The organism is Emergencia timonensis (assembly GCF_900086585.1).
Classification (GTDB): domain Bacteria; phylum Bacillota; class Clostridia; order Peptostreptococcales; family Anaerovoracaceae; genus Senimuribacter; species Senimuribacter timonensis.
Window position 1 is genome coordinate 882,038 of record NZ_FLKM01000008.1, and the last position, 22,021, is coordinate 904,058.

Consider the following 22,021-nt stretch of genomic DNA (forward strand, 5'->3'; position numbering starts at 1 on the left):
AAAATCATATAATTATAACTTTTTAGTTATTTTAATTGAAGGGCTGACCGGGTTATGTTATGATGACCTCAGAGGTGAACTTTATGAACGAAAAAGATTATGTGTATTTTCGAGAAGTAGCAAAATGTCTCAATTACACAAAAGCAGCTGAAAACCTGTATATCTCTCAGCCGGCCTTGACAAAGAGAATTGGCGATATCGAAAGAAAACTGGGAATTACATTATTCTATCGCACGAAACATAGTGTGACGCTTACACCGGCTGGAAGAATTTTGCTGGATGGATATCCAAAGATTACCACCAGCTTTCAAAACCTGATGGACAAAGCAAAGCTGGCAAATGAAGGGAAAATCGGAACAATCAGAATCGGTCTGCAGGAAGGCCAGAATTTGGACGAAGATTTAGTGTACGAGCTGAAGCGATTCAAGGAAAAATATCCGAATATTGAAGTGATGATCGCTTGTCATCCATATAACCAATTGCTGAAAATGCTGGAGACTGGCGAAATTGATTTTGGCTTTTCCCTATACTTTGATGCTGCTGACTACAACGCGTTAGAGGTCAAGGTGATAAAAGAAATGGAAAGTTACATCGTTGTTTCCGCTGATAATGAGATGTGTGCTTCTGATCAGATGGATTTTGAAGAACTGAACAATCATACGCTGCTGATTGTTGGCAGCGGCGTGGTTTCCTCTGGAGCATGGTTTGTAAAAAAACAATGCAGAGAGAATCACATTAATCCCGCGAAAATCAAATTGATTGACCGTTATTCCACTCTGCATTTGCTGCTGGTTTTGAACGAAGGCTTTGCTTTCATGAATCAGAACACTTGGTTTACGGATTCTAAACTGCGATTTTTCCCGATGCCGAAAGGAAATACTGTGACACGGGTTGCTTCTTGGCGAGGAAACAATGATAATCCAGTGTTATCGATACTCCTTGAGGAAATACATCTCTTTGGCAAATGATTACGACAATTTTGTCAGCAGGCATCGTCTGGAAAAGGATCCGTTTCATTGTCAGTCAGAAAACGCCTGTGATATTTTAGTTTCGCGTATTTGAGCACTTTCTGCAGATAAATGGTGTTATAGGCGCCGCCCACTGCGCCAACAATGGGAATCCCCTGCAGGAATTTGAGATAAAGCAGCTCCTTGGACATGGTTGCAGAAGTGATTTTGATCTGTCGGCCTTGATCATAATCTTGAGGCCAGGCGGACTGTTCAATGAATTCGTTGAGCTGCTGGTCTCCTTGCGCCAGATCATCACCGTAAGATAAAGCTGTCTCAACCATTTTGAGTATGAAATATTTCTCTTCTGGGGTATCATAGCTGTATCCAAAATTCAGCGCGACTTCGTAGACGCTCTTGAGAAGGACGCCGACAAATACAGGGATATCGGGAAGTCCGATGCCCAAGGCTCCCAGGCCTACCCCCTCAACGCTGGAAAGCAGCAGATTTTTTGTGTTAGCCGTATCGGTTTTCCTGGAAAACTTTCGCAGTGATTTCTTGTCCTCTTTCAGTTCTACCGCATAAGAATTGATCTTGAACTGTCTCTCCAGTTCTTCTTTTTTGTATGTTTTTTCTAGCACGCCCGTGCCCTTTTCGAAGATCGTTTCAAAAGCTTTCGCAAAGGCGGCATCGAGGGTGCCCTGTAATTTTTCGGGAACCTTGTCTTCAAGAATTTGGTTTAACTTGCTGTCCTTTTTGCGAGTTCCTTTCTCAAGAAAGGTCTGTTCTTGCTTGAGCAGCCTGCTCCATTCCTTCTCCCTCGGTGTGATTTTCACTAGTATAAACCCCCTTTTTGTGATAAGATATCATATGCATTCCCTGCGGAATAGAGAAGTATGATGAATACGTTCATTTTACCATTATATTAATCAGAAAGTGAGGAGTTTACATGAAATTTACGATGTATCACAGCTGTATTACAGTTTTAAATTTAGAAAAATCCATAGAGTTTTACGAGAAGGCCCTTGGGCTTTCGGAGATCAGGCGCATGGAAGGCGACGACTATAAAATTGTGTTCTTGGGAACGGAAGGAAATCCGTGTCAGTTAGAGCTGACCTGGTATGCGGACAGAAAAGAGCCTTATGACCTGGGTGACAATGAAATTCATGTCGGCTTTAGAGTGGACGACTTTGATGCTGCCAAGAAGTATCACGAAGAGATGGGTTGCATCTGCTTTGACAACTCCAATCTTGGAGTCTACTTTATTGAAGATCCGGATGGATATTGGATGGAGATTATTCCTACCAGATAGAAAACGATAGAATGTGATGACCCCGCTGAACACCAGTCAAACTGGAAGGTCGGCGGGGTTTTATATTGAATAAAAGCCGGGCCTTGGCGCCCGCCGTTACGTAGAATCGGCAAAAAACACTGTTTCTGTTATGCAGGCCCGGTCTGAACCCCGGCCGATGCGTAATCGAGCCGAGCCTTGGCGCCCGCCGTTACGCAGAATTGGCAAAAAACACTGTTACTGTTAAGCAGATCCGGTCTGGAACCCGGCCGATGCGTAACCAGGCCGAGCCTTGGCGCCCGCCGTTACGCAGAATCGGCGAAAAACACTGTTTCTGTTAAGCAGATCCGGTCTGGAACCCGGCCGATGCGTAATCGAGCCGAGCCTTAACCCTCGCCGTTACGCAGAATCGGCGAAAAACACTGTTTCTGTTAAGCAGGTGGGGTCTGAACCCCGGCCGATGCGTAACTGGGCCGAGCCTTGGCGCCCGCCGTTACGCAGAATCGGCGAAAAACGCCATTTCTGTTACGCAGGCCCGATTTGGAACCTAGCCGATGCGTAACCGAGCCGAGCCTTGGCGTCCGCCGTTACGCAGAATCGGCGAAAAACACTGTTTCTGTTAAACAGACCCGGTCTGAACCCCAGCCGATGCGTAACCGACTCGAGCTCTGGACGCCTGCAGGCGAAAAAATCAAAAATACATATTGACAAACTGTTATATCTATATATACTGTATATATACAGTGAAACGACAAAGGAGGCCAAACTTTGGATATCATTATCAGTAATTCTAGCAGTCAGCCGATCTATGAACAGATCTGCACACAGATCAAGAATCAGATTATTTCTGAAAAGTTGGCAGAAGGGGACGCTCTTCCGTCAATCAGATCACTGGCAAAGGACTTGAAAATCAGTGTCATTACGACGAAGCGTGCCTATGACGAACTTGAGCAAGAGGGGTTCATATATACAGTCGCTGGAAAGGGATGCTTTGTAGCAGAAAGAAACGTGGAACTCATCAGAGAGGGGAATCTCAAGAAAATCGAGCTTCTGATGGAAGAGATTTTAGCGCTGGGAGCGTCATGTAACTTGAGCAGTGATGAACTGATTGAGATGTTTCGATTGATGTCTGCGGGCAACGCGTAGTCAATTGAGCAAGGGCTCTCACAGCATAAAGTCTGCCATACCGCGCCTTTCACTTGCGGGACAGACCATCATATGGAGGAATAGTAATGGGATACGAAAATGCGATAGAACTAAAAAATGTGACAAAAGAGTTTAAAGGTTTTAAATTGGACAATATCAGTTTTGATTTGCCGAAAGGCTGTATTTTGGGGCTGGTAGGAGAAAATGGAGCTGGGAAAAGCACAACGATTAACTTGATTATGAACTCCTTGAAGAAAGATAGCGGAGAGATTTCCGTCATGGGAGTTGATAACGCTTCCGGAGATTTTGCAGAACTGAAAGAGGATATCGGGGTAGTCCTGGATGAAGCTTATTTTCCTATGGTCATCAACGCTGAAGTAGTCAACAAGATGATGAAAGCGACCTATACCAGATGGGATGAAGAAGTGTTCTTTGGCTATATACACAGGTTTGATCTTCCGCAGAAAAAACCGTTTAAGGAGTTTTCCAGGGGGATGAAGATGAAGCTTGCGATCGCAGTGGCACTGTCCCACGATCCAAAGCTTTTAGTCCTGGATGAAGCGACCAGCGGACTGGATCCCATCGTGAGAGATGAAATCCTTGAAATCTTTTACGATTTTACGAGAGATCCAGAACATTCCGTTCTGATTTCCTCACATATTCTCAGCGATTTAGAGAAACTCTGTGATTATGTGGCATTTATTCATAAAGGAAAGCTGTTGTTCTGCGAGGGAAAAGATGAATTGCTGGAGAAATACGGTGTCATCAGGTGTTCCCGAAGCCAGCTGGCAGATATTCCGTCGGGGGCGGTCAAAGGCAAGCGGATTAGTGACTATGGCGCTGAGTGCCTGGTTGAAAGAAACCTGGTTTCAAACTCCTTCAACATTGAAAAGGCAAGCGTTGAAGACATAATTTTATATATGGTGAAAGGGGATAAATAAAATGAGAGGACTTGTATTAAAAGATTCCTATGTACTGCTGAAGCAGATGAAGTTGTTTGGCATATTGATGCTGGCTATGGCGGTGATACCGAACACCTTTACACGGGGGTTTGCAATCATGTATGCGTCAATGCTGCCAATCACGGCTATAGCCTTTGATGAGCAGGCGAAATGGGATTATTACGCAAATATGATGCCGTACAAAAAAAGGGATATGGCTTTGTCTAAATACGTCATCGGCATGGTGTTCACTTTGGTGGTCTGTGTGGTTGAAGTGCTGGCCATTATCGTAACGGCGGCTGTCAAAAATCAATCGTCTGTGCTCATGCAGGAGGAACTGATGATTGTGCCTCTTGTAGCCGCTGCAGCCATGATCCTCATGTCTGTCAATCTTCCCATTATCATGAAAATGGGTGCAGAGCGGGGACGGATGGTGTATATACTGCTTACTGTCTTTGTTGCAGTAGCCGTGGTAGGCACCGTAGAAGTTGACAGCCCCCTTTGGCAGATGGACGAGAATCTGCTCATGATAGGGCTTGTGGCGATTGCCATTGCAGCGCTATTGATATCCATGGCGATTTCTGTCAAATTATACAACAACAAACGCTACTAGTCCCATCTTCCGTTATCAAAGACCCTCCGGGGTCTTTTTGTAATTCTTAAAAATTCTTAATTCTCACGATATCTATATATTTTTTCAGTGATACGGTATAAAATGTATGTGCAAAAGGGAACAGAAAGGACATTTTTATGGAACAGAACAGAATTTTAATTGTTGATGATGACCCCAATATCAGAGAGGTCTTGTCAGTTTTGCTCGGAAGTGAAGGCTATTCTGTGGACCAGGCGGAAGATGGAGAAGAGGCCCTTAAGAAAGTAGATAAAGACAAAAATATAGACTTAGTAATATTGGATATTATGATGCCTGGGATGTCAGGCGTAGAAGTCTGCGCATACATCAGAAAGAAGTCTCCCGTTCCGGTGCTTTTCCTAACGGCAAAGTCACAGGATCAGGACAAGGTAGAAGCCTATACCGAAGGCGGCGATGACTACCTGGTAAAGCCTTTTTCGCAGACGGAGCTGTTGATGAAGGTCAAATCTTTGCTGCGCCGCTATAAAGAATATCAGGGAAAATCAGCCCCGAAGGCCAGGCCGACCATCGGCGGCAACATTTCCATCGACACAAAGACCAGATCTGCCCTAAAAGGTGATCGGAAGATCGCTTTGACAGATAAAGAATTTGACATTCTGCAGTTTTTTATGGAACACAAGGGTGAGATTGTGGAGAACAAGGACCTTTACGAAGGCGTCTGGGGAGAAAAGTATCTCCCTTCCGCAGGAAACACCATCATGGTACATGTGCTGAACTTGAGAAAGAAACTAGAAGAAGACGTGAACAATCCGAAGATTATCAAAACCGTATGGGGAAAGGGGTATAAGGTTGAATAGGAAAAAAAGATTTATTTCTCTCAATCTCAAGATGACGGTAGCGATTCTGGCCGGCATCGTTTTGGCATTTGGCATGTATCTTTTCTGTACGTGGTTTGAAACGCATATTACCAATACTTATTATACCAGCGATAAGGCGATAGAAAAAAACGTGGGGGCTGTTTATGACGACCTGGAAAGCTACATCAAAAAATACAACGTCGAAGCCACGGACCGAGACGCTCTGACCAATTGGCTGAACGAACAGAAGTATACTTACTTCTTTATATACAATGACGAAACCAATGTTTTTGAGAAAGGCTGGTGGGGCAGTTCCAATTCAGATAATCAGAATGATCCCCTGGCAAATGAAGACGCACCGATAAATAATGATTTGAGCAGCAGCGATATCAAAGGCGACATGGTGACAGAGGATACATTTCTGACAGATGCCAAAAACCGAATTATTGAGTTTGCAGACGGCAGATATTACGTCTTTATAGATGTGTATAAGGAACAGCATTTTCATGAGATCATGGTTCTGGTGACCGTGGTGCTCTGTTTTCTCACTTTATTGGCAACAATTCTGATCTACAACAAGAGGACGTTGAACCGTATCATTACATTAGCATCTGAAGTACAGCAGGTCAGTGATGGAAAACTGGACTACGAAATTCACTCCTTCCACAATGATGAAATTGGCACGTTGTCTACTAGTGTGGATAATATGAGAAACTCCATCATTCAAAAACATCAGAACGAAAAAGAGGCCTGGGAGGCAAATACACAGCTGATTACAGCGATGTCCCACGATATCAGGACGCCTCTCACATCCATGATCGGCTACCTCGATATCATTGAAGGAAAGAAATACAAATCACAGGAGGAACTGGACAAATATATCGCTTCCTGCAGGGATAAGTCTTTTCAGTTGAAGGATCTATCGGATAAATTGTTTCAGTATTTTCTGGTCTTCGGCAATCAGGGCAGTGACAGAACCCTGGAGAGCTATGATGCCGGCATCCTGTTCCAGCAGCTGCTGGCAGAGCACTGCGCAGAGGCCATCAGTTACGATTACAAGGTGGATTTCCAATATACGATACCAGAGGAAGTCAATGTGATGACAGATATATCCGGCCTGCGGAGACTCTTCGACAATGTATTTTCTAACATTATGAAATACGGCGACAAAAGAGAAGACATTCGCGTGGAAGCTGCGCTCAATGGGACAATCGTCAAAATTGTCGTTGAAAATCATATTCTGGAGCAGGCGAAGAAGGTTGAGAGCACGCGCATCGGCTTGAAGACCTGTGAACGAATCTGCAGCGATTTGCAGGGAATATTCCGCTATACAGAGGAAGAGCATATCTTTACGGTAGAAATAACTTTTCCAATGGCGATAGAGACGACAAAGGACAACAAAGAAGAAGCAAAGGAAGCGAGGAGCAAGAATTAATGAAAAAAAGAGCAATTGTTTTTACATTGACTGCTGTTTTACTGCTGGCACTTACAGCCTGCGGAAATCAGAATGACTCTGTAAAATGTGTGAAAGCTGTGGAGACGGCTTTGGAAAAAGTAAAGTCAGCGGACATCGACACCACAGTTAACTATGACGAAGATGCTTATGGCGAAAATTTTGAGAGGCTGTATAATTTCTCCAAGGAGCAAGTGGACGACGGGGTAATCGCTTATGCATCCAGCGGAGGCAGTGCAGATGAAATTTCTGTCGTCCACGTAGCAGACAGCAGTGATGTAAACGGCATCAAAAAATATATGGAAGCCAGACTGGAGAAACGTCTGCAGGATTTTCAAAACTACAAGCCGGAGGAAGTATCAAAAATTGAAAACGGTAAAGTAGTGGTGCAGCAGCAATATGTAATTTTAGTTATTTCTAATAAAGCAGATGATATCATCAATGCGATGAGAGAGGTATTGCGTTAAAAGGGAGCAGAGTATGGAGAAGAAGAATAAGGTATTTATCATTGTATGCATTGCGATGCAAGTGACTTTGATTGTGGGGGTAGCCGTTTTGTTCGTACAGAACACGAAACTGGCAGATACCGTAAAGCAGTACGTAGCGTCAGCAGGAGATATTCACGACATCTACGATGACAGCAAAGTGGTTGAAGCTTATCAGTCCGGCAAGACAGACGGACTGAACGAACAGGAAAAATATGTTTTGGAGAAGGCGAAGGAGGTCATTAAGGAAAATATCAAAGACGGCATGTCAGATTACGAAAAAGAAAAAGCAATTTATGACTGGCAGGTAGCGTATGTGGCATATAATGATCAAAACCTGGCACCGATTTCTGCGGGCGACCAGTACAGTCACTTGCCTTATGGCGTTCTCAAATATCACCAGGCTATTTGCGTCGGAAATGCAACTACCTTTAAGTTGTTTATGGATCTGCTGGGGATTGAAAATCAGATTATCCACTCAACGGAAGAAGGGGAGCACGCCTGGAATCTGGTTAAGCTTGACGGGGATTGGTATCACAGCGATGTGACCTTCGACGGAGGAGCAAATGGAAAGCCTGCTTACACCAATTTTAATGTTCCAGACAGTGTAAAAGATGACGGCAGTTACCCTTGGAACCACGAGGTCATTCCGGCGGCAGACGGCACCAAGTATTGTTATCTCGCCAATGAAGCGAAAGAACTGAAAGACGTCTATGCCCTGCCAAAATACATAAAGCAGCAGCTGGATAAGGGGATAAAGACGATTACCTTTACATTAAAGAATTCTGCCGGCTACACCCAGAATGTGGCAGATTACATTACCTCAGCCTTTGCCAATGGTGATGGTGATCTATATACAAATCCAACGCTGCCTATCGGTTCTAAAAATGTCTACGTAATTACCGTGGATAGTTTTAACGACGAAGGCGAAGCAGACGCTGCCAGTCAGAAAATTATAAACAAACTGCAGGAGATTATCGATGGTCTTCAGTAGTACTGTATTTTTATTTACTTTTCTTCCAGCCGTATTATTCGTCTACTATCTATGCCCGGGAAGATGGCGCAATGCTTTTCTCTTGGCGGCAAGCCTGGTATTCTATGGCTGGGGGGAACCGCGATATATTATAGTCATGGTCCTATCCATTCTGTTCAATTATGGAAGCGGTCTGGTTATGGGTCATCTAAAAGGCGGGACTAGGCCGTCGCGGCTGACACTTGCTTTTTCAGTAGCTGGGAATCTTTTGATTCTCGGCTGCTTTAAATACGCGGATTTTTTAATCGAGAATATAAATGAACTCATCGGCTCATCTTTTGGGCTGCTGCAGCTTACACTGCCAATCGGCATCTCTTTTTACACTTTTCAGGCGATGTCCTATGTAATTGACGTCTATCGGGGTAAAGTGCGCCCGCAGCGCAATATATTAGATTTTGCAACCTATATCACCCTTTTTCCGCAGCTGATCGCCGGACCCATCGTCAGATATGTTACCGTTGAAGAGCAGCTGCGTTCTCGAAAGTACAGTTTGGAACAGGGCGCTGAAGGGGTACGCAGATTTATCATCGGTCTGGGCAAAAAAGTGCTGTTAGCCAATCAGGCTGGTTTGCTCTGGACGGAAATTTCATCTATGAACATGGAGCATTTGCCCGCTGTTACAGCTTGGCTGGGTGCGATTGCCTTTACTTTTCAGATTTACTTTGATTTTTCGGGCTACTCGGATATGGCCATCGGGTTGGGCAAGCTCCTGGGCTTTGAATTCTTAGAGAACTTCAACTACCCTTATATAGCAAAGAGCATTACAGAGTTTTGGCGCAGATGGCATATTTCCCTCAGCACCTGGTTTAAAGAGTACCTTTATATTCCTCTGGGGGGAAACAGAAAAGGTCTCGTCAGGCAATGTGTCAACATCATGATTGTGTGGGCGCTGACAGGCTTCTGGCACGGCGCCAGTTGGAACTTTCTCTGGTGGGGTATCTATTTTGGTCTGCTGTTGATTCTGGAAAAGGTTTTGCTGCTGAAATATCTGGCGAAACTTCCTGCTTGGATACAGCATCTTTACGCCCTTTTCCTCATCGTCTTGGGTTGGGTGATCTTTGCAGAAAGTTCAGGTTTGTCTTTTCTTACCTATCTCAGGGCCATGTTTGGCTCTATGGGTTTTGCAGATCAGAGATCGCTGTACTTTCTGATGACCAGCGGAGCCAGCCTCTGCATTATGGCCCTAGCTTCTACAGGGTTACCAAAGCGGATAGCCGGAAAAGGGCTGCAGAAGCTGTCCGGGAAACCGACGATTTACGTGGCGGCGAAGAATGTTTTTTTGCTGCTGATTCTTCTGCTGTCCACAGCTTTTCTCGTAAGCGATACCTATAACCCATTTCTTTACTTTAGATTTTAGGAGGTCACATGATGAAAAAAATAGATAATCTGACGACGATCATTTTGTTCGCTGTGTTCCTCCTTACCCTGGGAATTGGCGGCTGGATGCTGAGAGATCAGTCTTTTTCTGAAAATGAAAACCGATATCTGCAGCAGAAACCACAGATTTCGGCAGCGAGTATTTTGTCAGGAGAGTTTGAAGAGACATTCCAGAATTATCAAGACGATCAATTTCCCTTTCGGAATAGCTGGATTACTTTAAAGACTGCATCCAAGCTGGCTCTGTTCAGTAAAGATTTAAACGGTGTGTATTTGGGCAAAGACGGATATCTGATTGAAAAGATTTCTGAAGAAGATGCAGACAGGGAATTGTTTACGGCCAATTTGCAGACAATTAAGGAATTCTGCCAGAGTCTGCCGGAGGGAATATCAAAATCCGTCATTTTAGTGCCGACGACGGCTGCCATCATGAACAGAAAATTGCCCACAGGCGCGAGACCTTTTGACGAAACCTCTTTTGCTGAGGAAGCGGCAGAGCAATTGAAAAATCTCAATTATGTCGACTTGTATGCCGCTTTTAAGGGAGAAAAAGGCAGTCAGATCTATTACAAGACCGACCACCACTGGACGACAGAAGGCGCTCGTTTGGCTTATGGTGCATGGAGGCGGAAGATGGGAAAATCAGACGCCTCATTAAAAGAACTGAAGAAAGAGGTGCTGTCCAGCGATTTCCAAGGTACGCTCTATTCAAAGGTGCTTTGGGACGACGGAACCAGAGACCAGGTCACTGCTTATATCGGTTCTGCACAGGAGAACTGGCATGTCATTGCCGATAATAAAGACATCGGAGGTATTTATCAGAAAAAGTATGTCAACGAAAAAGATAAGTATGCTGTATTTTTTGGCGGCAATTACGGCAGATTGGAAATAAAAACTGGCAAAAAGACTGGAAGAAATCTTCTAATTATCAAGGATTCTTTTGCCAACGCCTTCGCACCTTTTGCGGCGGAAGATTTTGATCAGGTCTGCATGGTGGATCTGCGGTATTTCAGTGGAAATTTAGAAGCATATCTGAAAGAAAATCATATTACGGACCTGCTGGTCTTGTACAGTATGTCAGATATGACGAAAGACAAAAACATTTCTGTGCTGCAAAATGGAGGAGATATTCTCTCCTAGTACTGACACAGTACGGATACACATCGATATACATTGGCAATAGAAAACTGCCCATCTTTGTATGAGGGCAGTTTTTCATTGCATTAAATTTGACTGGTGTAAGGTTTATCAAAGTTGATGACGACGAAGTAATTGTCGCCTTCTGTCTTGACAGCCTTTTGGAAAGCCTCGTGTATTTCTTTCAATGACAGCGTGCAGTTAGAAGCTACTACCGTATCAAAGATGACATTGGTATGGGTGGGGCCGGTGACGATCCGCAGATCGTGAATGTTGGATACGCCGTCGATTTGTGCAGCGACTTCACTGGTCAGCTGCACCATTTTTTTGACAACCGGGTCGTTGGTTCTGACAGGGTCCAGGTGTCCGGTAATTTCGATATGCAGCTTTTTAGCCATCTCTCTTTCTATATTGTCGATCATATCGTGGCTCTCCATCATATCGGCCTCCGCGTCGACTTCGATGTGGATGGATGCGAAAATTCTGCCGGGGCCGTAGTTGTGCACTACCAAATCGTGTATGCCCAGGACGCCGTCATAGGACAGGGCCATATCGCTGATGGCGTTCACCAGTTCAGGATCAGGAGCCTCACCCAGCAGCGGGCTCATGGTCTCTTTGACCAGGCCGATGCCGGACCAGATGATGAAGAGCGCTACCAGGCAGCCCATGTAGCCGTCGATCTGCAGCCCGGTCAGTTTGCCGACGATGATGCTGATCAGAACCACGGTGGTGGCGATTACGTCGTTTCTGCTGTCTGTACCAGTGGCTGTCAAAGTAAGGGAATTAATTCTCTTGCCGATATTAATATTGAACAGCGCCTGCCAAATTTTGATGGCGATTGCAAGCAGCAGTACGACGATAATGGACCAGCTGAATTCCAGCGGGGAAGGATGCATAATCTTGTCTGCAGAAGACTTGATCAGTTCAATACCCACGACCACGATGAGGACAGAAACGATCATACCTGAAATATATTCGATTCTGGCGTGACCGTAAGGATGCTCCTTGTCTTCAGGCAGGGAGGACAGCTTAAACCCTGCCAGGGTGATGATGGAAGAGGATGCGTCTGCCAGGTTGTTGATTCCATCGGCGATGATGGCAATACTGCCTGAGATGGCGCCTACGAGGATTTTGGCAGCACAGAGGATGACATTTGACAGAATGCCTACGACTCCCGCAAATTTTCCGTAGCGCTCCCGGACCTGTGGATCCTTTGTGTTCTCGTAGTCTTTGACAAATATCCTGCAAAGGAAATTATTCATTTCTCATTGCCTCTTCCATCGCTTTGATGAGTTGGTCCGGACATGAGGTGGATTTGAAGCCACATTTGATGCCAGAGAGCTTTGCCTTGATTTCTTCATATGTCTGACCTTCTACCAAAGCGCTGATGCCCTGCAGGTTTCCATTACAGCCACCGTGAAAAACGGCATTCTTAAGCACATTTCCGTCCATATCGACGTCGATATATACGGAACAAGTACCCTTTGTTTTATATCTGTAAGCCATGTTCACTATGTCTCCTTTCATTTATTCAAATAATACAAGTATAACACAAAAAACAAACAATATGAAAGGAAAAATCATTTGAATTCATTTCTTGTACGGTGTATAATGATTTATCGTTATTTAGGATACTGATTATGGAGGGGTCTAATGGGAGATAAAGAAATACCAAGAATAAGTGGGACCTTGCGAGCCAAATCACTGCAGATACCGGAAGTAATCTGGCAGGCGAAAGGCATCGTAGTCATGGGGCGCAGAATGAAATCCGTATTGTTTTCAACAGACATCGCAATTATTCGAAATTGCAACGCAGATGCAGTGCTGGCCGTTTACCCGTTTACACCGCAGCAAATTATTTCGCAATCGATAATCAACGCTTCGTCAATCCCCGTCTTAGTCGGTGTTGGCGGCGGTATGACCAACGGTTTTCGTTCCGCTTTGATTGCTAAGGACGCAGAAGCACAGGGGGCTTTTGGCGTTGTGGTGAACGCGCCGATGAGCAATGAGAACATCGCTTTGATCAGAAAGGTAATTGATATACCGATTATCGCCACGGTCATAAATGATAATGTAGACATCGATGCCAGACTTGAGGCGGGGGTTTCAATACTCAACGTTTCTGCAGCCTCAAAGACATCGCAGCTGGTGAGGGACATCAGAGCGGAATACCCAAAAGTACCGATCATCGCCACGGGAGGGCCGACTGACGAAACGATTCTGGAGACCATCCGCGCTGGAGCCAATACAATCAGCTATACGCCGCCTTCGACGGCAGAAATCTTTGGAGACGTGATGGACTCTTATCGTGAAGCTTCGGAGGGAGTAGAAAGTCCGCCGGAGGAGGATCAGCAGCTGATTAATATGTTGGAGCTGCTTTAGACCGTACATAACTATTTATGAACTTAGCGCTGCCCAATCATTGGGGGCGCTTTGCTATATAAAGGAGAAGATGATAAAAGCGTGTTCATATCATGCGGAATTGGTTATAAAGCTTGTCTTGACTGGCAGAGCAGGATTGGCTAAAATGATGAGTAGATAGGGAAAGTCAGCACGGTTCACCATGGGAGGGTTTACAATGAGAGAACGTTTTATAGAGGAGTTAAAAAAGGTAGATGTCGCAAAGCTGACCTCGGATATGATTAAAATCCCCAGCTATTCTTTTATGGAGAATCAAGAGCAGGAAATTGCACAATATATCTACGATGTTTTTCAGTTAGAAGGTATTGAAAGCGAGTTAGTGGAAATCAAACCAGGCAGATATAATGTATATGGCAGAATTGCAGGCGGCGGAAAGGGCAGATCTTTGATGCTCTCTGGTCACATCGACACAGTGCCTGCCTACGACATGGCGGATGCTTTCAGTGGGCGCATTGCAGAAGGTAAAATCTATGGAAGAGGAGCCTGCGATATGAAAGGTCCTGTGGCGGCGATGATGGCCGTTCTCATCGCTTTTCGGCGTGCAGGAATCACTCTGCCTGGCGATGTGGTCTTTGCCGGCCTTGCCGATGAAGAGGAGCAGGGCAGAGGCGTAGAATATCTGGTCAACAATGGCCCGATTTGTGAGGGCACTATCATGGGAGAACCGACGGATATGAAGATTGCCATCGGTCACAAGGGTTTGGAGTGGATTGACGTCAAGGTCAAAGGGCACAAGGTTCATGGAGGCGATAAGGAACACGGCATCAACGCCATCGAAATGGCCGCCCGTTTTATCAATAGAATCTATGAGGAATATGTACCGCTGCTGAACACGAGAGAATATCCGGTACTTGGAGTGCCGACGATTAATATCGGCCGCATCGAAGGGGGAGACCAGCCCAGCACTGTGGCAGGCGAGTGTCTGATTAAGCTGGACAGACGCTGTGTTCCAACCGAAACCATCTCGCAGGTTTACGAAGAACTGAATCTGCTTTGCCAGGCGCTGCATCAAGAGGATGCCAGGTTTGAGGCTGACGTGAACGACGTCTTTGCAGGCGAAAATTTGCTGCCCCACGTTCCTTTCTGTATCGACGAGGATGACCCGCTGGTTTTGTCTGTACAGTCAGCTATGGCTGAAACCCTCTGGAGCGGAGAAGTTACCGCTTTTCCTGCCTGGAGCGATGCCGGTGCAATCAGCAGTGTGACAGACAGCAAATGCATCGTCATGGGACCGGGAGATCTGGGTGTTGCCCACTCTATTCACGAGTATATCAAAATAGAAGATATCGAAAATGCGGCAAGAGTCTATGGTTTGACGGCTATCGGTTATTGCAGATAAAGCTTTAATTATGAGGGACCGTTAAAGTCTGACGGTCCCAATCCATAATCTGGATGAGTATAAAATCTTCCGTTTTGATCAATGCTATTCTACGGAAATAAAAAAATCCATTTTTGGACAAATTGTTGTTGACAATGTATGCATAAAATGGTAAGATATCAAATGTGCCAAAGAGCACAGAACTGAATAAGATGTGCACCAATAGCTCAGCTGGTAGAGCACCTGACTCTTAATCAGGGTGTCCAGGGTTCGAACCCCTGTTGGTGTACCACATAAAAACAGATACCATTTGGTATCTGTTTTTCTATGTCTGTAATTAGGAACGGGAGTTCGAACCCGAAAGGGCGTGACTGCGAAGCGAGACAGTCTGGTGGACTGGCGAGTAAGGAGCGGTCCAACGTTCACTTCATTCACTCCTACGGTCACATCCGTTCCCTTCGCTGTCCGTTTTCGCATTGCGACTAAAGTCGCGCGAAAAAGGCAAGCCGACCGAAGGGGGAGGTGCGGGACGGCAGGCGTGCGGAGGCAAGGCTGCGAAGCCCCTGTGGGTACAATAAAAAAATATGAACTTTAATACGACCATTATAAATAAGATTGCAGTTTTTTAATCAGTTGTCATGTGGTACAATATGAACAAGATTGTTTTCAGGAGGAAGCATGGTGTGAATAGAAAAGAACATAATCGAATGATGACGATCCGAACGATTGAAGACACGTTTATGCAGCTCTATAAGAAAAAAGGATTGGAAAAAATTACTATACACGAGTTGTGTGAAACTGCAGGCATATCCAGAACCAATTTATATAGGTATTATGATGACAAATACCAAATTTTACAGACTATTGAAGATAGGCTTCTTGAAAATATCGAAGAAATTAATAAATCAGATTATTTTATTAATCAGTTAGAAAATGATATTGAAAAGAAATTACCTTTGCTCTATAAAACAGTTTGTTATATTGATGAAAATAGAGACTATTTTGCAACTTTGCTCGGTAGAAATGGAGATCCGTCCTTTGTGTTTAAATGGAAATCTTGTATGAGAAAAAATTTGAAGAGTAAAACGGCAAAATCAAAAGTATTTGATTACGATTTGGATGTTGTGGTGGAGATCATGGTGTCATCCTTCATCGGTATATATACATTTTGGTTAATAGAAAAACCAGAATTGTCATGTGAGAGCATTACTAAAATCTGCGGGGATATCCTATATGGGAAAATTTACAAAATATAAATATTAAAAGGAAAAACGATAACACGAGTACGGCACATTATGTTACAAAAGATACGCCACTGTAACATAATGGGTCGTACTCTTTTTGTTTGTACTTTCATTTAATGAGGAAATGTATAAAATGAACTTACTAATATTCAATCAGCAGAATTGAGAAAGGAGTATATCATGTCTAGATTTCCCACTATTACAAATGAATATTTACAAAGCAGAGAAAGATTTGAATTATCAGAGGAGGAGAAGAAAAGCCCATTAGCTGAAATTTTTAATCGTCCAATGCCAGAAATTGATCAGCGCAGATTGGACATTTTAAATGGAGGAATGGCAAATCCTCAGTTGGCACTTAAAATTGAGAACAGGAGCGATATGTTTCTGCCAGGCGATCAATCGATGGAAGAAGGATATTGCGTAATGGAAGATGGTTCAGGATTCGTTGCAAACAGACAATTCTTCCCAAATGCAACCCCGGAGATGTTTGATTGGTGGTTCAGCTGGCATTCGCTTGAGACAATCCGTTTGGCTATGTGGTTCCCTACGGAACATATGGAATGTATTTGTAAAGATCCTTATCCATTTACAGATGCAAGTGGTATATCATTGAAAACGCGTAATTGGAATAAAGAACATTTTCCAGTGGAAGGGTTTCATGGTGTACATGACAAAGGTGACGTGTGCATTAGATTTTTTTCTCCGGAGGAGTATGGCTTGGACATGTTAAAGGTAATGGTTTCGCCAGTAAAGGCACATGCAATGGCAACGTGTTTATGGATGAGTGGCTTGCTTGATTTTATTTACGGACCCGAAAAAGCAGCAAAAATCAAGACTGAAGATCCAGATCACAAAGTTCCCTTTAATACATTTCTACATACAATTAGACCGGTTGAAGGAGGCTGCGAACTTAGAAGTCGTTTCTGGGTGGGAAAGACAATCAAAGACGGCGAGGTTGTAACTGTTGATATGCCTGAAGAATTTGACATGGAAGAGAATGTATGGTTAATGTACCGACATACTGTACAAGAGTTCCTTAATCTTTCTACATTTCTTCCAGAGGTATATAACATGTACCATGGTAAAGTTGACGCTCCCGGCAAATAAAAGGAAGGTACCTTACGAATGGGAGATTTGAAAAACAAGAGGATCATTACTGTTGCAACTACAGGTGCCTGGCCCCAAAAAGAAGATAACCCTAATGTGCCGTTGCAGCCAGAAGAAATTGCTGAAGAAATCTACCAGTGCTGGAAAATAGGCGCAGCCGTAGCACATGTTCATATTCGAGACAAAGATGGAAATGATTCGATGGAAGTCAGAATTTTTAAGGACGTGATGGATTTACTACATGAAAATCATCCTGATTGTGATATTATCATAAACCTTACCGCAGCCGGTGGAATCACTAATTCACAAGAAAACCGAATGGCGCCGTTCAAAACGTTAAAACCTGAGATGGCGAGCTTCGACTGCGGAACTATGAACTGGATGCACAGCGGAGTTTTTAACAACAATCCTGCATTTTTGACGAAGATGGGTATAGCCATGCAGGAAAGTGGTGTAAAGCCTGAAGTCGAGGTGTTTGATGCAGGAATGATTTATGATGCGGCACATTATTTGAAAAAAGGTGTTCTTAAGGCACCGCTTCATTTCCAGTTTTGTATGGGATGCGCTGGCGGGATTGGCGCAACCATGGACGAGCTTTTGTTTATGAAAAAAATCATGGACAAGACTGTGCCTGGTTCAACATGGAGTGCATTCGGTATTGGAAAAGGTGCGATGGAAGTAATGTTTGCGGCAATTGCAGCAGGAGGAAACATTCGCGTTGGTATGGAAGACAACGTAATGTATAGTAAAGGCCAACTGGCTGAAAGTAACATGCAGCTCATTGCAAGAGCAAGACGTGTAATTGAAGAATATGGCTGTGAAGTAGCGACATCGGATGAGGCACGTGTGCTTCTTAGTTTAAAATAGGGGCTGTGAATAAAAAATAATCTTGTAGCAATCATACTGCAGGATTTTAGAAAGTGAGGAAAAAAATGACGTTAGGATTAATTGGAATCATTATTGGTTTCTGTATTATTTTGTTTCTAACCTTTAAAAATGTTAACACAATTATATTGGCTCCAATCGCTTGTGTAGTTGTTGCAATTTTTAACCAACTGAATCCCGTAGAAGCATTCACTGATACATATGTTTCAGGTATGATGTCAGTATTGGGCATGCTGTTGCCTATAATTTTGCTAGGCACTATTTTGGGAAAGGTATATACTCAGACTGGCGCTGCAGAATCCCTGGCTGATGGATTTATCAAAGCATTCGTTGACCGTGCACAGGGAGAAAATAAAGTACGTGTTGCAGTGGCAATTATCGTTGTACTATCTGTTTTACTTTGCCTGGGTGGCATCGATGGATTCATTGTTCTCTATACGACCTTTCCGATTGTTGTACGCGTATGGAAAAGACTGAATATGCCACGAAAGTATATTCCAGGCATGCTAATGTTTGCTACAGCAGCGTCAGTCTGCCCTGGTGCACCTTGTTGTACAGAATGTCATTCCAATGTCTATTTTGCATACATCGTCAACAGCAGGTCTTATTCCAGGTATCGTTGCAACTTTAATTATCGGAGTTGGAGCTTGGGCGATAACTTCTGTTCTATGTATTAGGGATATGAGAAAAGGCGCGCATTTCGAGTACGGTGATATGCCATCTGTCCCCGAGTTTGATGGAGACAAAAAACCAAACTTTTTTATCGCGTTGCTGCCAATGATTGTAGTGTTCATTCTCTTTGCTTTTGTTAAACTAGATATTTCTATTGCACTTTCCGCAGGTATTGTTGTTGCATTAGTATTGATGGAAAATTCGTCAAATATGTGGGATTACCTGAAGGGACAAAGCGAGGTGGGAAGATTCTTGCCACAGTAAACGAAGGTGCAATGACATCTGCAGGCGCGTTGTTCAATATTTCTGTTATCTCAGGATTCGCTGCCGTTGTTGCCGCTACAACGGCATTTCAGACAATGGCAGGAAGCACTGTTAATCTGCCAATACATCCGATCTTAATTGTTGTAGTTGCAATCGTCATTTTGGTGGCATTAACAAGTTCCCCACCAGCGGGGATGACGATCATTCTGCCGATTTTAGCATCAGCGCTTTTAGCAGGCGGATCAGCGGCAAATGCAGGAATATTGACGCCAGAGATGATTCATAGGGTAGCTACAATCGCATCTGTTTCTTTTGAAACCTTGCCGTTTAACGGCATGATTGTTATTATTCTTTCTATGACAAAACTGAGCCATAAAGAAGGATACATGCCGATGTTCCTTATTTTATGTATTCTTCCATTAATTGCAGCAATTGTCGCAGCGTTAATATATATCGTTGCGCCTAGCTTAAGTTAGTAAAGATATACTAGGTGCATTTTTCTGAATAAAATGACGGATGTCTATAAAGTCTTCTGCTAATTGTTGGCGTCCTTTGGCGGGTATCCAGAAAGTAAATCAAAGCTACCATTATCCCCAACCTCTTTATTTTTCTATCGGGGAAGGTTCTGCTGGTTGGTTTTCGGTAATAGAAAAACAGGAAGTCTATAGATATATAATAACTATAAAACATCATTTATAGATGTACATATAGGTAATGTACATTGACGCCGTGTATGAAAACTGGTACAATATAAATAATCAGAAAATTCAAATGATACATAAGGGTATTTAGTTCACATAAGACAAAGGGGTGTGATAATCATGAAGCGAGGTTTTTGTATTTTTGCAGCTGTTTTGATGGCAATGTCGATACCTGTATTTGCAGGAGTAAGTGAGAACAGCGCGAATACCGCCGAATTTGAACTCCATCACAATGCGGAGCCAAACATTGTCGACACTGACTGCGTGGATTTTGCCGCAGCCAAAACTTCGACAGCGCCAGCAAAAGTCAATGGCATCCGCCCGTCTATTTTCACCAGGACCATGGAGATGAAAGACAGAAAGACAGGCAAAACAGTCGCGAAGCTCAAATATCAGATCCAAGTGGATTTTTATGAGAGCGGATCCTTCAGAACTTTTTATGGGGCCAGTTCGCCGATGCTGATTATCGAGGACGCCATAGTCCCGATGAAACTGGCCAATACAGCAGAGGGCGTCAAATCTACGACTGACAGATACCCTAGCACATCTCTGACATATAATTATTCGACAAACCTCTGTACCACAGAGCCTGTCTCAGCAAAGGTCGGCAAGCTGCTTACCGGCGCTGGATTCAGCGCAACAGAAGACCGGAATCCGTATTATATAGGAACGGTGTTTGACACTGGAACCATCGACCTGTATTATCAACCGAGCAAATAAGATACAAAACTGCCAGCCGCGTGCCGGCAGTTTTTAAGTGGAATATTATCACGGGCTTACCAGATCTGACCGTGGAGATGATTTTCATCAGGCAGATGCTGTTCCCGTTTTGATGCTCTTTACTAATTTTCTTTGTACCGCTGACATACCCCTGGCCTCCTTACACTCATTGTACCACATTTTGCTGCCCGATTAAAAAGTTCAGTATGTGGTAAATAAGAATATAGAATCGCAACTTGTCCATTTCGGTCAAGAATTTTTTTTACAGATGAGGTAAACTGATGCAGCAGGAAAAAGATAAGGAAAAAATAGCAGCGGTGCAGCGGATGCAGGACTATATCAACAATCATGCAGAGTCAGAGGACTTTGACTTTGGCGAGGTATATGAAACGGCCGCGTATTCGAGACGTCATGCCGATCGAATCTTCAAGGAATTGACGGGGAAGACGCCCCAGGAGTATGTCACTGCAGTTCGCTTGTCAAAGGGTGCGGCAAAGCTTGCTGCTACCACGGACAGTGTCTTAGAAATCGCCCTGGACAGCAGTTTTCAGTCCCATGAAGGATTTTCCAGAGCGTTCAAACACTTGTTTCGGGCATCACCGCGGGAATACAGAAGGGGCGAGCGGGCGATACCGCTGTTTATCCAATATCCTGTCAGTCATTATCACGCATTGGTAAACTACAAGGAGGAAATGAAAATGGACAAGAATGTAAGCTTATGTATGGTTACACCCAAAGATAGACCGAAGAGAAAGTTACTCTATCTGCCGTCAAAAAAGGCAGAAGAATATTTATCTTATTGTGAGGAAATGGGCTGCGAATGGGAAGGTTTGCTGAACAGCATCAGCGAAAGATTTGATACGGCCGCCTTAATTGAACTGCCGGACTTTCTGGTAAAACCGGGTTTTTCTAAAATTGCAGCAGGAATTGAAGTGCCTATGGATTGTCAGTGCAGTCTGCCGGAAGGTTACGAAACAGCGGAACTCGAACCGTGCACAATGCTCTATTTTCAGAGCGAGCCTTATGAAGATGAACAGGATTTCTGCCAGGCGATTGAAAGCACTTATGGAGCCATTGAGAAATATGAGTCTCAGCGTTATGGCTACGACTTCGCGTATGATCTGGCGCCGAGCTTTAACTTCGGTGCAGAAGCTGCGACAGGTGCAAAGATTGCGGTGCCGGCAAAGAAGCTGTAGCTGATTCTATGGAATTGCATAGCATAGTCTAATACGAGTTGGATTGTTTCATTGCAGAAGCAATCCAACTCTTTATTGTCTTAAAACGAAATGTTGGAATCGACCAGTAGAAGCGGAATTGTGCCGGCGTTACAAAAGTCGATAACTTTATGTGGAAATAACGCAGCATCAAATCATTTTGCTGACCAAAGCTGAATCAGATTATTTTTAATCGGATTCAGTTTTTTAGTGGAA

At 43.9% G+C, this 22,021-nt stretch carries 24 protein-coding genes and 1 tRNA gene; 22 read left to right on the forward strand and 3 right to left on the reverse strand.

Translation table 11 applies throughout. The annotated features are described in order from the left end of the window. The first annotated feature begins 83 nt into the window (after positions 1 to 83). A complete protein-coding gene (locus BN6539_RS05435) occupies positions 84 to 968 on the forward strand; it encodes a LysR family transcriptional regulator (protein WP_067534832.1) in 885 nt (294 codons plus the stop codon). 14 nt (positions 969 to 982) lie between these two features. On the opposite strand, the gene BN6539_RS05440 is transcribed toward BN6539_RS05435, so the two are convergent. Beyond that, the gene (locus tag BN6539_RS05440; RefSeq protein WP_242869376.1) at positions 983 to 1,783 is read right to left on the reverse strand and encodes an EcsC family protein; all 801 of its coding nucleotides are present in this window, start codon (positions 1,781 to 1,783) and stop codon (positions 983 to 985) included. A gap of 113 nt (positions 1,784 to 1,896) precedes the next feature. Between BN6539_RS05440 and BN6539_RS05445 the strand changes: the two genes are divergently transcribed. The 10 genes from BN6539_RS05445 to BN6539_RS05490 all read left to right on the forward strand — a co-directional run bounded on the left by BN6539_RS05445 (position 1,897) and on the right by BN6539_RS05490 (position 11,262). After that, positions 1,897 to 2,259, forward strand: coding sequence for a VOC family protein (locus tag BN6539_RS05445; RefSeq protein ID WP_067534839.1), 363 nt, complete (start codon positions 1,897 to 1,899; stop codon positions 2,257 to 2,259). A 747-nt stretch (positions 2,260 to 3,006) separates the two neighbouring features. Further along, entirely contained in the window at positions 3,007 to 3,384 is a 378-nt protein-coding gene (locus tag BN6539_RS05450) for a GntR family transcriptional regulator (protein WP_067534842.1), read from the forward strand. 86 nt (positions 3,385 to 3,470) lie between these two features. Next, positions 3,471 to 4,325 (forward strand): ABC transporter ATP-binding protein, encoded by an 855-nt coding sequence (locus BN6539_RS05455; protein WP_067534845.1) that lies wholly within the window; start codon positions 3,471 to 3,473, stop codon positions 4,323 to 4,325. A gap of 1 nt (position 4,326) precedes the next feature. After that, positions 4,327 to 4,938 carry an ABC-2 transporter permease gene (locus tag BN6539_RS05460; RefSeq protein ID WP_067534846.1) on the forward strand — a complete coding sequence of 204 codons (612 nt, stop codon included), beginning with the start codon at positions 4,327 to 4,329 and terminating at the stop codon, positions 4,936 to 4,938. A 137-nt stretch (positions 4,939 to 5,075) separates the two neighbouring features. Next, complete coding sequence (locus tag BN6539_RS05465; RefSeq protein ID WP_067534850.1) at positions 5,076 to 5,774, forward strand: response regulator transcription factor; 699 nt, start codon at positions 5,076 to 5,078, stop codon at positions 5,772 to 5,774. Then, on the forward strand, positions 5,767 to 7,209 hold the full coding sequence (locus tag BN6539_RS05470; protein WP_067534851.1) for a HAMP domain-containing sensor histidine kinase: 1,443 nt from the start codon (positions 5,767 to 5,769) through the stop codon (positions 7,207 to 7,209). The genes BN6539_RS05465 and BN6539_RS05470 overlap by 8 nt, the downstream gene beginning before the upstream one ends. Next, a complete protein-coding gene (locus BN6539_RS05475) occupies positions 7,209 to 7,694 on the forward strand; it encodes a DUF4358 domain-containing protein (RefSeq protein WP_067534856.1) in 486 nt (161 codons plus the stop codon). Before BN6539_RS05470 ends, BN6539_RS05475 begins: the two co-directional genes overlap by 1 nt. A gap of 13 nt (positions 7,695 to 7,707) precedes the next feature. Then, positions 7,708 to 8,706 carry a transglutaminase domain-containing protein gene (locus BN6539_RS05480; protein WP_067534857.1) on the forward strand — a complete coding sequence of 333 codons (999 nt, stop codon included), beginning with the start codon at positions 7,708 to 7,710 and terminating at the stop codon, positions 8,704 to 8,706. Then, positions 8,693 to 10,102 (forward strand): MBOAT family O-acyltransferase, encoded by a 1,410-nt coding sequence (locus BN6539_RS05485; RefSeq protein WP_067534864.1) that lies wholly within the window; start codon positions 8,693 to 8,695, stop codon positions 10,100 to 10,102. Before BN6539_RS05480 ends, BN6539_RS05485 begins: the two co-directional genes overlap by 14 nt. A gap of 8 nt (positions 10,103 to 10,110) precedes the next feature. Continuing rightward, positions 10,111 to 11,262: a DHHW family protein gene (locus BN6539_RS05490; RefSeq protein WP_082907364.1), complete on the forward strand. Its 1,152-nt coding sequence runs from the start codon at positions 10,111 to 10,113 to the stop codon at positions 11,260 to 11,262. Positions 11,263 to 11,345: 83 nt separating this feature from the next. Here BN6539_RS05490 and BN6539_RS05495 read toward each other — a convergent pair whose 3' ends face one another. Then, positions 11,346 to 12,521 (reverse strand): cation diffusion facilitator family transporter, encoded by a 1,176-nt coding sequence (locus tag BN6539_RS05495; protein WP_067534869.1) that lies wholly within the window; start codon positions 12,519 to 12,521, stop codon positions 11,346 to 11,348. Continuing rightward, entirely contained in the window at positions 12,514 to 12,765 is a 252-nt protein-coding gene (locus BN6539_RS05500; protein WP_067534872.1) for a TIGR03905 family TSCPD domain-containing protein, read from the reverse strand. Before BN6539_RS05500 ends, BN6539_RS05495 begins: the two co-directional genes overlap by 8 nt. 147 nt (positions 12,766 to 12,912) lie before the next feature. On the opposite strand from BN6539_RS05500, the gene BN6539_RS05505 reads away from it, so the two are divergent. The 11 genes from BN6539_RS05505 (at position 12,913) to BN6539_RS05555 (ending at position 21,787) form a co-directional block, all read left to right on the forward strand. Continuing rightward, the gene (locus BN6539_RS05505; protein ID WP_067534877.1) at positions 12,913 to 13,641 is read left to right on the forward strand and encodes a beta/alpha barrel domain-containing protein; all 729 of its coding nucleotides are present in this window, start codon (positions 12,913 to 12,915) and stop codon (positions 13,639 to 13,641) included. A 196-nt stretch (positions 13,642 to 13,837) separates the two neighbouring features. Next, positions 13,838 to 15,019, forward strand: coding sequence for a M20 family metallopeptidase (locus BN6539_RS05510; protein ID WP_067534880.1), 1,182 nt, complete (start codon positions 13,838 to 13,840; stop codon positions 15,017 to 15,019). A 195-nt stretch (positions 15,020 to 15,214) separates the two neighbouring features. Beyond that, positions 15,215 to 15,290 (forward strand) — tRNA-Lys (locus BN6539_RS05515). Positions 15,291 to 15,681: 391 nt separating this feature from the next. Beyond that, on the forward strand, positions 15,682 to 16,254 hold the full coding sequence (locus BN6539_RS05520; RefSeq protein WP_187375457.1) for a TetR/AcrR family transcriptional regulator: 573 nt from the start codon (positions 15,682 to 15,684) through the stop codon (positions 16,252 to 16,254). Between the two features lie 168 nt (positions 16,255 to 16,422). Beyond that, a complete protein-coding gene (locus BN6539_RS05525; protein WP_067534886.1) occupies positions 16,423 to 17,349 on the forward strand; it encodes a DAPG hydrolase family protein in 927 nt (308 codons plus the stop codon). An 18-nt stretch (positions 17,350 to 17,367) separates the two neighbouring features. After that, positions 17,368 to 18,216: a BKACE family enzyme gene (locus BN6539_RS05530; protein ID WP_067534889.1), complete on the forward strand. Its 849-nt coding sequence runs from the start codon at positions 17,368 to 17,370 to the stop codon at positions 18,214 to 18,216. Positions 18,217 to 18,281: 65 nt separating this feature from the next. Further along, positions 18,282 to 18,911 carry a GntT/GntP/DsdX family permease gene (locus BN6539_RS05535; RefSeq protein ID WP_067534890.1) on the forward strand — a complete coding sequence of 210 codons (630 nt, stop codon included), beginning with the start codon at positions 18,282 to 18,284 and terminating at the stop codon, positions 18,909 to 18,911. Between the two features lie 4 nt (positions 18,912 to 18,915). Continuing rightward, a complete protein-coding gene (locus BN6539_RS05540; RefSeq protein WP_067534894.1) occupies positions 18,916 to 19,170 on the forward strand; it encodes a hypothetical protein in 255 nt (84 codons plus the stop codon). 11 nt (positions 19,171 to 19,181) lie between these two features. Continuing rightward, the gene (locus tag BN6539_RS05545; protein WP_067534897.1) at positions 19,182 to 19,646 is read left to right on the forward strand and encodes a hypothetical protein; all 465 of its coding nucleotides are present in this window, start codon (positions 19,182 to 19,184) and stop codon (positions 19,644 to 19,646) included. A gap of 345 nt (positions 19,647 to 19,991) precedes the next feature. Continuing rightward, the gene (locus BN6539_RS05550; protein ID WP_067534900.1) at positions 19,992 to 20,591 is read left to right on the forward strand and encodes a hypothetical protein; all 600 of its coding nucleotides are present in this window, start codon (positions 19,992 to 19,994) and stop codon (positions 20,589 to 20,591) included. A 281-nt stretch (positions 20,592 to 20,872) separates the two neighbouring features. Beyond that, complete coding sequence (locus BN6539_RS05555) at positions 20,873 to 21,787, forward strand: helix-turn-helix domain-containing protein (RefSeq protein ID WP_067534902.1); 915 nt, start codon at positions 20,873 to 20,875, stop codon at positions 21,785 to 21,787. Positions 21,788 to 22,021: the final 234 nt, after the last annotated feature.